At 48.2% G+C, this 12,540-nt stretch carries 8 protein-coding genes; 6 read left to right on the forward strand and 2 right to left on the reverse strand.

Annotated elements, in window-relative coordinates; translation table 11 throughout:
• Window positions 1–20: 20 nt before the first annotated feature.
• Window positions 21–2,048, reverse strand: a complete 2,028-nt coding sequence (gene metG / locus OK023_RS05485) for a methionine--tRNA ligase (protein WP_317695675.1) — start codon at window positions 2,046–2,048, stop codon at window positions 21–23.
• 160 nt (window positions 2,049–2,208) lie between these two features.
• Between metG and apbC the strand changes: the two genes are divergently transcribed.
• The 5 genes from apbC (at window position 2,209) to dcuC (ending at window position 9,220) form a co-directional block, all read left to right on the forward strand.
• On the forward strand, window positions 2,209–3,321 hold the full coding sequence (gene apbC, locus OK023_RS05490) for an iron-sulfur cluster carrier protein ApbC (protein WP_317695677.1): 1,113 nt from the start codon (window positions 2,209–2,211) through the stop codon (window positions 3,319–3,321).
• Between the two features lie 547 nt (window positions 3,322–3,868).
• Window positions 3,869–4,510, forward strand: a complete 642-nt coding sequence (udk, locus tag OK023_RS05495) for a uridine kinase (protein WP_317695679.1) — start codon at window positions 3,869–3,871, stop codon at window positions 4,508–4,510.
• A 253-nt stretch (window positions 4,511–4,763) separates the two neighbouring features.
• The gene (dcd, locus tag OK023_RS05500) at window positions 4,764–5,345 is read left to right on the forward strand and encodes a dCTP deaminase (protein ID WP_317695682.1); all 582 of its coding nucleotides are present in this window, start codon (window positions 4,764–4,766) and stop codon (window positions 5,343–5,345) included.
• A gap of 137 nt (window positions 5,346–5,482) precedes the next feature.
• Window positions 5,483–7,324, forward strand: coding sequence for an outer membrane assembly protein AsmA (gene asmA / locus OK023_RS05505; protein WP_317695684.1), 1,842 nt, complete (start codon window positions 5,483–5,485; stop codon window positions 7,322–7,324).
• A gap of 537 nt (window positions 7,325–7,861) precedes the next feature.
• Window positions 7,862–9,220 carry an anaerobic C4-dicarboxylate transporter DcuC gene (dcuC, locus tag OK023_RS05510; RefSeq protein WP_317695687.1) on the forward strand — a complete coding sequence of 453 codons (1,359 nt, stop codon included), beginning with the start codon at window positions 7,862–7,864 and terminating at the stop codon, window positions 9,218–9,220.
• 38 nt (window positions 9,221–9,258) lie between these two features.
• Here the strand turns inward: dcuC and OK023_RS05515 are convergent, their stop codons facing one another.
• Entirely contained in the window at window positions 9,259–10,845 is a 1,587-nt protein-coding gene (locus OK023_RS05515; protein ID WP_317695689.1) for a TerC family protein, read from the reverse strand.
• A 511-nt stretch (window positions 10,846–11,356) separates the two neighbouring features.
• Here OK023_RS05515 and OK023_RS05520 point away from each other — a divergent pair.
• Window positions 11,357–12,250, forward strand: coding sequence for a sugar phosphate nucleotidyltransferase (locus tag OK023_RS05520; protein ID WP_317697506.1), 894 nt, complete (start codon window positions 11,357–11,359; stop codon window positions 12,248–12,250).
• Window positions 12,251–12,540 lie beyond the last annotated feature (290 nt).

The following is a 12,540-nucleotide window of genomic DNA, read 5'->3' on the forward strand; positions in this document are numbered from 1 at the left end:
GCAGGTGCTAACTGAAGCGTTTATTTGACCTGCATCCCTGGCTGTGCACCGCTGTCTGGGCTCAGTAAGAAGATCTCCTTTCCTCCCGGACCAGCAGCCATCACCATTCCTTCAGAAACGCCAAAGCGCATTTTGCGTGGTGCCAGATTGGCCACCATGATCGTCAAGCGACCTTCCAGCAGTGAAGGCTCCGGATAGGCAGAGCGGATACCTGAGAAGATCTGTCGTGTTTCGCCACCCAGATCCAACTGAAGTTTCAGCAGCTTATCTGAACCTTCCACGAATTCAGCACTTTTGATCAACGCAATACGCATGTCTACCTTGGCAAAATCATCGTAGGCAATGGTTTCCTGTATCGGTGTGTCTGCCAGCGGGCCACTGACTGCTTTGCTGGCCGTCATATCCTCTTTTGATGCGTTAACCATATCATTCACCTTATCGAGATCGATACGGTTGAATAGCGCTTTGAAGGCGCTAACCTGATGGCCCAACAATGGTTGCTGGATACCATCCCAGTTCAACTCACAGTTTAGGAATGCTTCGGCACGTTCAGTCAACGAAGGCAACACAGGTTTCAGATAAGTCATCAACACGCGGAACAGGTTAATACCCATGGAACAAATTGCCTGCAGATCTGCATCACGGCCTTCTTCTTTTGCTACCACCCATGGAGCTTGCTCATCCACGTAACGGTTGGCCAGGTCCGCCAGCGTCATGATTTCACGGATTGCACGGCTGGTTTCACGGTTGGCATAGGCCTCGGTAATACTGACAGCAGCATCGGTAAATGTCTGGTACAACGCAGGGTCAGCCAGGCGATCGGCCAGTTTCCCGGCAAAGCGTTTGTTGATAAAGCCCGCGTTGCGGGAAGCCAGGTTCACTACTTTGTTGACGATGTCGGCATTAACACGCTGTACAAAGTCTTCCAAATTCAGATCGATGTCGTCTATACGTGAAGAAAGTTTGGCGGCGTAGTAATACCTTAGGCAATCTGCGTCAAGGTGTTGTAGATAAGTACTTGCCTTGATAAAAGTGCCGCGCGATTTGGACATCTTCGCACCATTCACCGTGACATAACCATGTACAAACAGGTTGGTCGGCTTACGGAAGTTGCTGCCTTCCAACATGGCTGGCCAGAATAGGCTATGGAAGTAGACGATGTCTTTGCCAATAAAATGATACAGCTCGGTGGTGGAATCTTTGCGCCAGAACTCGTCGAAATCCAGGTCATTGCGTTTGTTACACAGGTTTTTGAACGATCCCATATAACCGATTGGCGCATCCAGCCAGACGTAGAAATATTTGCCAGTGGCATCCGGGATTTCAAAACCGAAATAAGGCGCATCGCGGGAGATATCCCACTGCTGCAGACCAGATTCAAACCACTCCTGCATTTTGTTGGCCACTTGCTCTTGCAGTGCACCAGAGCGGGTCCATGCTTGCAGCATGTCGCTGAATGCTGGCAGATCGAAGAAATAGTGCTCTGAGTCGCGCATTTCAGGTGTAGCACCAGAAACGACAGATTTCGGTTCAATAAGCTCTGTCGGGCTGTAGGTGGCACCACAGACTTCGCAGTTATCGCCGTACTGGTCAGGTGCTTTACACTTTGGACAGGTACCTTTAACAAAACGGTCTGGCAGAAACATCCCTTTTTCGGGATCGTAAAGCTGGGAAATGGTGCGTTTCTTGATATAACCGTTCTCTTTTAGACGGCTATAAATCAGACTCGATAGTTCACGGTTTTCCTCGCTATGTGTCGAGTGATAGTTATCATAGCTGATGCCAAAACCGGCGAAGTCCTGTTGGTGCTCGCGGCTCATTTCCGCAATCATCTCTTCTGGCTCTATGCCCATCTGTTGTGCTTTCAGCATGATAGGCGTGCCGTGTGCGTCATCTGCACAGATAAAATGGACTTCGTTGCCGCGCATTCGTTGGTAACGAACCCATATGTCTGCCTGGATGTGCTCAAGCATGTGGCCGAGATGGATGGAACCATTTGCGTACGGTAGCGCGCACGTCACCAATAATTTTTTCGCGACTTGAGCCATAGTGAGAATTTGATTTCTGTTATGAATAAAAGGAGCATTGATGTTAACCGATCGCGCTCTTTGCCGCTAGGGCGGTTTCTTTCGGGTTAGATGAGTGAGTCACCGCGCAGTTCTGATATGCTTAAGGGGATGCAACTCATACAAAAATCAAGGAGCCGGGATGAACGCCAAATCCCCTGAGCAGACCAACCCTGAAGTACTGCGTGCCCTGGTGACCGGTGTATTGGCCACCTTTGAACACCCGACATTAAAAAGTAACCTGACGACGCTGAAAGCTATCCACCATTGTGCGCTTTTAGACAATGTATTACATATTGAACTGAATATGCCTTTCCCATGGAAAAGCGGTTTTAAGGTACTCAAAGAGACCGTGAGCAGCGAATTGCTGCGTCTAACTGGCGCGCAGGCTATCGATTGGAAGCTGAAACACGACATCAACACGATGAAACGTGCCAATGACCAGCCTGGTGTAAAAGGAGTGCGAAACATCATCGCTGTCAGTTCCGGTAAAGGCGGAGTGGGGAAGTCCAGTACTGCTGTCAATTTGGCACTGGCACTGATTGCTGAGGGTGCCAAAGTTGGGATACTCGATGCTGACATCTACGGTCCGTCGATTCCTAATATGCTTGGTACCGAGAATCAACGCCCAACCTCACCGGATGGCAAGCACATGGCGCCCATAATAACCCATGGTTTGGCCTCAAACTCTATCGGTTATTTGGTCACCGATGACAACGCGATGGTTTGGCGTGGCCCGATGGCCAGCAAGGCATTATTGCAATTGCTTCAGGACACGTTGTGGCCGGACCTGGATTATCTGGTGTTGGATATGCCACCGGGAACGGGTGACATTCAATTAACGTTGTCGCAAAACATTCCAGTAACGGGGGCCTTGGTGGTGACAACACCACAAGATATTGCTCTGCTGGATGCGGCGAAAGGTATCGTCATGTTCGAAAAAGTACATGTGCCGGTTCTAGGCATCGTTGAGAACATGAGTGTGCATATTTGCAGTAATTGTGGACATCATGAACCTATTTTTGGCACCGGCGGTGCAGAAAAACTGGTGAATAAGTATAACAGCCGCTTGCTGGGACAGATGCCATTACATATTACGCTGCGTGAAGATCTGGATCGCGGGCAACCGACCGTGGTTAGCCGACCAGATAGTGAGTTTGCAGAGATTTACCGGCAATTAGCTGGCCGTGTCGCTGCACAGATGTATTGGCAAGGTGAGTCAATCCCAACTGAGATCGCTTTCCGAGCGCTGTAATTGTCCTTCAATGTCTGAAGTAGACTCCTCTCCCTTGTGGGAGAGGAAAACGGTTTTGTTTACGCCCTAGCTGGTTATAAACCGAATGGGTGAATGCTTATACCCAAAATAATTCGAGTCGCATGTAGGCGGCAAGTCTGAAAGTCACCAAGAGCATAGCTCACTATGTGACGGGTGCGAGCGGACGAAGCCACCACCCATGAAACTTGAAGAATGAAGGGAATATACTGTTGCTGTGACAAATTTGAAATAATATAACAATTTTGAAAACTCTGCCTGGCAGACGTTGTTGGCAAAATCGGTTGTTTTTAAGCGTATTATCGCCCTGTCACCCGCTTAAAAACTGGCGTCCGGGGGGGTAAATCCCTATAATTATCACGTTGTGTACCCTTCGTTTTTCAAGCTGTAATGTTGTTACCTACAAGTAGGGTCCGATTCATTACCTAAGTCAGTTCCTGGGGAGTTAATGCATTGGCCTCTGGAACAGCAAGAAACTCATCGGGTACAGTTCCCCCTTTCCCCATTTTGAAACCAGGTCTTTAATTTTATGACTGACAAGTCGCATCAGTGCGTCATCATTGGTATAGCTGGCGCATCAGCCTCCGGAAAAAGCCTTATTGCCAGTACTTTATACCGCGAACTTCGAGATCAGGTTGGTGATCAACATATTGGAGTGATCCCGGAAGACTGTTACTACAAAGACCAGACTCATCTGACTATGGAAGAACGGGTCAAAACTAATTATGACCACCCGAGCGCCATGGATCACGATCTGCTGATCCAGCACCTGAAAATGTTGAAAGCAGGCGATTCGATTGAACTGCCACAATACAGTTACACTGAACACACGCGCAAAAAAGAGACCATTCATCTGGAACCCAAGAAGGTCATTATTTTGGAAGGGATCTTGTTATTGACCGATATCCACTTGCGTCAGGAGATGAATTTCTCGATCTTTGTCGATACACCGCTTGATATTTGTCTGATGCGCCGTATGAAACGCGATGTAAATGAGCGCGGCCGTTCAATGGACTCGGTGATGGCGCAGTACCAGAAAACCGTTCGTCCCATGTTCCTTCAGTTTATTGAGCCTTCCAAACAGTATGCCGATATTATCGTTCCACGCGGTGGCAAAAACCGTATTGCGATTGATATTTTGAAAGCGAAGATCAGTCAATTCTTTGAATAAAAAAACCAAAGTGTTGGATACTGTGATTTTTTTAGCTTTGGCGAACGATTTTCGTCCTGATATGGATCTTTTGCCTATTGTGTGCAATTTTCGTATGACTGTATATCCGGGTGACACCTAGTTGCAGGTAGGCAGCGATTGAGCGATGCCACAAGACTTGGTAAATCAAGTGACTAAGCTGAGTAACGTAGCTAACACGCTGCAACTTAAAAGGCGACAGGTATATGCGTTTTGAAGTAATGGAGATAACCTAATGAGACTGTGTGATCGTGATATTGAAGCCTGGTTGGACAACGAAAAACTGGTAATTTCGCCTCGTCCGCCTATTGAACGCATAAGCGGGGCCACAGTAGATGTTCGTTTAGGCAACCAGTTTCGAGTTTTTCGTGGCCACACGGCTGCTTATATCGACTTGAGTGGCCCAAAAGATGAAGTAGGGGCGGCTCTTGACCGTGTGATGAGTGATGAGATTGTGTTACCAGAAGGCGAAGCTTTTTTCCTGCATCCGGGAGAGTTGGCGTTGGCAGTGACGCTAGAGTCGGTAACACTGCCAAACGATCTGGTCGGTTGGCTTGATGGCCGTTCTTCTTTGGCGCGTTTAGGGCTGATGGTGCATGTTACTGCGCATCGTATTGATCCCGGTTGGAAAGGCAGAATTGTGTTGGAGTTTTATAATTCAGGTAAACTGCCATTGGCGTTGCGCCCGGGTATGCTGATTGGTGCCTTGAGTTTTGAACCCCTTTCAGGGCCAGCTGCACGGCCTTACAACAGCCGTCAGGACGCAAAGTATAAAGATCAGCAAGGGGCAGTGGCCAGCCGTATAGATAAGGATTAACAGCACCGGATTGCTACCCGAATTGCTTCAACATGCAGTTCGGCCGCAGCTACTGACTTTGCTAGGTGGCGACCACACAGGCAAAAGCGTATCAGGCAAGAAGGAAGTAAACCCACGGGTGCTGATAAGAGGATGGCATGAGAAGACTACTGACGACTTTGGCAATTTTGCTGGTGGTACTGGTGGCGGGTATGGCTGCGTTGGTGCTGTTGGTCAATCCGAACGATTTCCGCGCTTACATGGTCAAGAAGGTTGAGCAGCGTAGCGGTTATCAACTGACGCTGGAAGACGACCTTCGTTGGCATGTCTGGCCGCAGCTTAGCGTTTTGGCTGGGCGGGTGACACTGACTGCGCCAGGGGCAAAGGCCCCGGTGATCAGTGCTGATAATATGCGCCTTGATGTCAAATTGTTACCACTACTCTCTCATCAACTCTTTGTGAAGCAGGTCATGCTGAAAAATGCCGTGATCCGCCTGACCGCCGATAGCGAACAACAAAGTCAACCAGAGGCCCCTATTGCCCCTGGTGGTCACCAGGTTGATGATAATTCGGAATCACTATGGAAGTTTGATATTGATAATCTGCAAGTAGCGGACAGCTTGCTGATTTGGCAGCGGGCGAACAACGAGCAGATTAACGTTCGTGATATCAACTTTACCTTGCAGAGTAACGGCAACCACCAGGCGAAGATGGAGTTTTCGAGCCGAGTTAATCGCGATCAGCGCGACCTAACGATCACTCTGGCAGCCGATCTTGATTTGCTGCAGTATCCGCGTCAAATCAACGCAAAAGTGACCCAGTTCGACTACCAATTGGAAGGGGCGGATATCATCGCAGGGGGGATCAAAGGTGAGGGGAGTATGCAGGTTGTTTATCAACAGTCGCCGAATAAAATCGTTTTTAACCCACTGATGTTCAGCGCCAATGGCAGCCAATTTACAGGAAGCATCGATGCACAATTTGGTTCTATTCCTTTCTATACGCTGGATTTGACCGCTACCCAACTCAATCTGGATTTGCTCTCTGGTTGGCATACCGACACTTCAGATGAAAAAACACAATCATCGCCTGTTGCAGCCGCGCCAGTCATCGCTAACCAGGACGGAGACAGTCAGAAGAGTCTTAAGGCATTGCGTGAGTTTGATGCGCAGATAAACCTAAAGGCGGATCAGGTTACATACCGGGCAATGAACATTAGCCAACTACGGCTAAAAGCGAAAAACCAGCAAGGATTATTGGCAGTGAACACGCTAGCAGGAAAGTTGGCTGGTGGTGATTTTGCTCTGCCAGGCTCGTTGGACACACGAGCTGACAAACCTGTGATCAAGCTACAACCCGTATTGCAGCAGATTGAACTGGGGGATGTGCTCAAAGCTTTCAATATCCCAACGGCGATGACCGGTACCTTCAGCATGCAGGGAGACCTTATTGGGGAACAGTTTACCGCGTCTTCTTTTGAAAAAAATTGGCATGGTATGGCACAGTTGACCATGCAAAATGCTCAACTTCATGGTTTGAATATTCAGCAGCTCATTCAGCGTGCAGTGGCTCGAACGACCAGTGGCGTGAGTGGCCAGGATAACTACCAGCGCTATACCGAAGTGAAAAAGATGAGTGCCAAAGCCAGGTTGCATAATGGAACGCTCACCCTTAGCGACTTGGCTGCTGAATCGCCATTTTTGAGCTTGGCCGGTGGCGGTACAGTGGATTTATTAGGCAGACAGTGTGACGTGACACTGAATGTATTAGTTACCGGTGGCTGGCAGGGTAACAATGAGCTGATTGCACAGTTGAGTAAAATGCCGATCCCACTACGTGTTTATGGGCCTTGGAAACAACTCAATTATCAGCTGCAAGTCGAACAGCTATTGCGTAAAGCACTGGAAGATAGGGCCAAAGCGGCGTTGAATAATTGGGTTGAGAAAAATAAATCCTCCAGTGAAGAGCGGGGTTTGAAGAAATTTCTCGACAGGTTGTAATCCTTGTTTGATAGTATTGTTAAGTCAACGTCTTATGCTCTAAGGTGGACAGCACTTGCGGGAAGTGCCCTTTGCTCAAGCTTGGCGAGGTAGCTGTTTTTGGGCTCGACTCTTAGGGCAAATGTTGAGTGTTTTACCGCCTCGTTCGTCACTGTTGGGCATGCCAAGTCGTGTGATTCACGTTTTTTCTCTGCGCTCACATGGCCATAAGTGGTGTGAGCGTACAATTAAGAAACAGGTAACATCAACCTTTGCGATATACTTCATAAAAGATAAAGTATACAAAACCAGCAAGTCTGTTCCACTGGTGTATTTCTTGATGTTTTCCTCCCGCATTCTTGATGAATGTCATACTATCCTATAATGATTTTCGGCAGAGTGTGGCGTTATTCAGTGGCTACAAGCGCTGTGCAGAAATAATATAATTACTAGCCTTCCCTTATGGCCAGTTTGGACACTTCAGCACATACGCTGTTGTTCTAGACCAAAATGGCAGGTGAAATAACCCTGATGTGGTAGGCTCTAAGCCGAGGTATTATGCTAGAACTCCTGATTGGTGCTGTAGTGGCTGTTGGTGTAGGCCGCTATATTATTAAAGGTTACTCCGCGATAGGAGTACTGATGGTTGGTGGCCTTCTCCTGTTGGCAATCAGCGCATTAATGGGCAAAAATGTGTTGCCTGCCAGCGCGACTTCGACCGGGTGGCGAGCGACTGATATCGTCGAGTATGTCAAAATTCTGCTGATGAGCCGCGGCGGCGATCTTGGCATGATGATTATGATGCTGTGCGGTTTTGCTGCTTATATGACGCACATCGGTGCCAATGATGTGGTGGTGAAGTTGGCTTCCCGCCCGTTGCAAATGATCAACTCCCCTTATTTACTGATGATAGCGGCCTATTTCGTCGCCTGCCTGATGTCATTGGCCGTGTCTTCTGCAACGGGACTGGGTGTGTTACTGATGGCGACCCTATTCCCGCTGATGGTCAATGTGGGTATCAGCCGTGGAGCCGCCGCAGCTATCTGTGCTTCACCGGCGGCAGTCATCCTTTCGCCAACTTCGGGCGATGTGGTGTTGGCGGCGAAGGCGTCTGAAATGCCGTTGGTTGATTTTGCTTTCAAAACATCGTTACCTATTTCAATCGCTGCCATTATCTGCATGGCGATCGCACACTTCTTCTGGCAACGCTATCTCGACAGAAAAAACAACGAACAGCATCATATTATGGATGTCAGCGAAATCACCACCCATGCTCCCGGTTTCTACGCGATCCTGCCTTTTACCCCCATTCTGGGGGTGTTGGTATTTGATGGCAAATGGGGCCCTGAGTTGCACATTATTACCGTGCTGGTGATTTGCATGTTCTTCACTGCGGTTATAGAGTTTATCCGCAGTTTCAATGCGAAAACGGTGTTTAGTGGCCTGGAAGTGGCTTACCGTGGTATGGCTGATGCCTTTGCCAGCGTAGTCATGCTGTTGGTTGCTGCGGGTGTTTTTGCCCAAGGGCTGAGTACCGTTGGCTTTATAAGCGGCCTGATCGGCTTGGCGCAGTCCTTTGGTACTGGCGGTATTGTGATGATGCTGGTGCTGGTAGTGATCACTATGCTGGCAGCGATGACAACCGGCTCAGGTAACGCACCGTTTTATGCGTTTGTTGAACTGATCCCGAAACTTGCGGCACAGATGGGGATTAACCCCGCTTACCTGGCTATTCCAATGCTGCAAGCTTCTAACCTGGGCCGAACGCTTTCTCCTGTTTCTGGCGTAGTGGTGGCGGTTTCCGGTATGGCGAAAATCTCTCCATTCGAAGTGGTGAAACGCACATCTGTGCCGGTTCTTGTTGGTTTGATTGTGGTGATCGTTGCCACCGAATTGCTAGTGCCAATACATCGATGAACAACATCGGGCATCCTTCTTGGATGCCCGATGCTAACTTAAACCTCTTCGTCTTCGTCCGGCACCACTAACAGTGTGATTTTCACTTTCACTATTCGGTGGCTGCTGATTTCCAATGGTTCGAATAGGTAGTCACCAATCTTCAGTTGCTCACCTTCACGTGGAATACGTTGGCAGTGCTCCATTAACAAGCCTGCCAGCGTATGATACTCACGTTTTTCCTCAATCTGCATCGGTACATACAGCACCAGATCTTCTAGCGGCATGTGGCCGTTGGCGATCCAGCAACCGTCTGTGGTTTGTTGAATATCGTGGCGAGCATCGATCTCTTCTTCAGCCTCTGGCAGGTTGCCAGCGATAGTTTCCATCACGTCAGTTAAAGTCACTACGCCTTCTACTGAACCGAATTCATCAACCACGAAAGCAAAATGAGTCTTCGCCTGGCGGAACTGTTCCAGTGCTGATAGCAGCGTCAACTGTTCTGGGAAGATCAGCGGTTGACGCACCAGAGCACGTAAATCCAGCTGCGATTGCTGCAGCTGTTGTTTCAGAACATCAATCGTGTGGATCACTCCTAGTGGTTCGTTACTGGCGTCATCTTCCGTGACGACAATGCGTGTATGCTGGTTTTTCTCTAATAACTGGGTCAGTTTTTCTTGCGGATCGTTAAGCTCAAGGTACTCAACGTCATGGCGTGAGGTCATGATACTGCTGACAGTTCGCTGTGCCATCCCCAGAACACGCTCAATCATGTGGCGTTCCTGCTGGTTAAATATTTCGCCATTCTCATTGTGGCTATCGACCAGCTGTTGCGCAGAATGGCTGTCTATTTCCGCCTCTTCATGTTTGCCACTTAACATACGTAATACGGCTTCTGCCGTACGCTCACGCAGTGGTCGCATTTTTGAAAGGAAACGGCGGCGATTGAATTGCGCAAGTTGGTTTAAGGACTCGATCATTACCGAGAAACCAATTGCTGCATAGAGATAGCCCTTCGGAATAGAGTAACCAAAACCTTCTGCCACAAGGCTGAAACCTATCATCAGCAAGAAACTTAGACAAAGGATGACAATAGTCGGGTGGGCATTGACAAAGCGTGTGAGTGGTTTGCTGGCAAGTAGCATCAGGCCGATAGCAATACAGACCGCAATCATCATCACCGCAAGATGATCAACCATACCTACCGCAGTGATCACTGAATCCAGTGAGAACACGGCATCCAACACCACGATTTGCGCAACAACGGGCCAGAAGCGAGCGCCTTTGCGTGAGCCATGCAGCTCTTCATCTTTGCCTTCCAGCCGTTCATTCAACTCCATGGTTGCTTTAAGCAGCAGGAAGGTACCGCCGACTAACATGATCAGATCACGAACACTAAAAGAGCGACCAACAGCGGTAAATAATGGTGTGGTTAGCGTAGCAAGCCAAGATATTGATGCTAGTAATGCCAAGCGCATCAACAGTGCCAGCAGTAGACCAATAATTCTTGCTTTATCTCTTTGTTTTTTTGGTAATTTTTCCGCTAGAATGGCGATAAAAATAAGATTGTCTATCCCCAGAACTATTTCCAGTACAACCAGGGTGGCCAAGCCGGCCCAAATTGTCGGATCTGCGATCCATTCCATATGCCCAATTTCACCTTTAAGTTTTGCGGCTTATGCCGCAGTGAGAATGATGGAGTCTGATAGAGGGGAATTCAACTCCAAATTAGCATGAGCAAGTGGGATAACATATATTCGCTGCAGCTTCATGGTGGCAGGCATAGGTTCAAGGCACGATTGCGGTTACGATCAACGCCATCAAGCAAGCGGTGTTTTTTGCCAAGTTGATAATAAGAGTAGATACTTTCATTTATACGCCCTTTATTTTTGGGTTTGCATGCTCATATTTTGGCACTTAGGTGCCGTTAAAATTGATGTATCACCCTCATTATCGATGGGGTTCATCCTTCAGGCTCGCTGAAAGTAGCTTTGGAATATATTATAAATCAAATTCTTATACTGGCATGGAAACCCACAGGGGAAGAGACTCTTTCTCTACAGTTACGGCGAGATGTCATGTACTCTCGGCGCTATCCAGTCCCTTTCTGGAGATAAAGCCCCAGATACGAGCACAATATTTAAGAGGATTATCATGATGAAGACGTTGAAGGCGGTTATCCCCGTTGCAGGTTTGGGTATGCGTATGCTGCCAGCCACTAAGGCGATCCCAAAAGAAATGCTGCCGATCGTCGATAAGCCGCTGATCCAATACATTGTAAATGAGTGTGTCGCTGCTGGGATTAAAGAAATTATTCTCGTTACCCATTCTTCCAAGAATGCAATCGAAAACCATTTTGACACTTCCTATGAGCTTGAGGCGATGCTCGAAGCACGCGTTAAACGCCAGCTACTAGATGAAGTGCAGACCATTACGCCTAAAGGTGTCACCCTGATGCACATTCGCCAGGGGCAACCTAAAGGATTAGGGCATGCAGTACTCTGTGCCAAACCTTTGGTGGGGGAATCACCTTTTGTGGTGGTGTTGCCGGATGTGTTGCTGGATGATGCCAAAGCGGATCTTAAGAAGGATAACCTGGCACATATGATAGCCCGTTTTGAAGAAAACGGTGTAAGCCAGGTATTGGTGCAACCTGCTGATGATAAGGTGTTATATGACTACTCGGTGGTAGAGTGTGAAACTAATACCCTGCAACCAGGGGAAAGTTCGCGTATGACATCAATAATTGAGAAGCCGAGCAGAGAAGTGCAACTTAAATCAAATTATTCTGCGGTTGGTCGTTATGTGCTTTCTAGAGATATTTGGCCAATTCTGGAAAAAACTGAACCAGGCGCGTGGGGACGGATTCAATTAACTGATGCGATTGCCGAACTGCTAAAACAGACATCGGTAGAGGCGATGGAGTTGGTTGGCGAATCGTTTAACTGCGGCGAAAAGTTGGGCTACTTACGAGCCTTTGTGACCTATGCTTTGCGGCACCCAACCCAGGGAAAAGTATTTCGTGAGTGGGCAGAGGGGTTACATTTGTAGAGGTACAATGACAGGTCAGAAACTGAAGAGCATGAACATAGCACTCAACGCTGTTTTGGGTTTTGCGCAAATCAACACTATTTTTGTCGAGAGCAAAATAACTTCCCTTGAATACCTGACTTTTATCTGACAAAACAAGCTACTCAGCAAAAAATTTAAAGATATACCCGTCATACTTCAAGTTGCTTGGGTGTTGGCGACGTCCGTTCGCACCCGTCACATAGTGGGCTATGCTCTTGGCGACTCGCGGTCTTGCCGCCTACAAGCAACTCGAATTATTTTGGGTATAG

The sequence above is a fragment of the Serratia sp. UGAL515B_01 genome (assembly GCF_033095805.1).
Classification (GTDB): domain Bacteria; phylum Pseudomonadota; class Gammaproteobacteria; order Enterobacterales; family Enterobacteriaceae; genus Chania.

Coding starts and splice junctions, on each gene's coding strand:
- asmA (WP_317695684.1), top strand. CDS start 5,483: ATGAGAAGACTACTGACGACTTTGGCAATTTTGCTGGTGGTACTGGTG.
- apbC (WP_317695677.1), top strand. CDS start 2,209: ATGAACGCCAAATCCCCTGAGCAGACCAACCCTGAAGTACTGCGTGCC.
- metG (WP_317695675.1), bottom strand. CDS start 2,048: ATGGCTCAAGTCGCGAAAAAATTATTGGTGACGTGCGCGCTACCGTAC.
- dcd (WP_317695682.1), top strand. CDS start 4,764: ATGAGACTGTGTGATCGTGATATTGAAGCCTGGTTGGACAACGAAAAA.
- OK023_RS05520 (WP_317697506.1), top strand. CDS start 11,357: ATGAAGACGTTGAAGGCGGTTATCCCCGTTGCAGGTTTGGGTATGCGT.
- dcuC (WP_317695687.1), top strand. CDS start 7,862: ATGCTAGAACTCCTGATTGGTGCTGTAGTGGCTGTTGGTGTAGGCCGC.
- udk (WP_317695679.1), top strand. CDS start 3,869: ATGACTGACAAGTCGCATCAGTGCGTCATCATTGGTATAGCTGGCGCA.
- OK023_RS05515 (WP_317695689.1), bottom strand. CDS start 10,845: ATGGAATGGATCGCAGATCCGACAATTTGGGCCGGCTTGGCCACCCTG.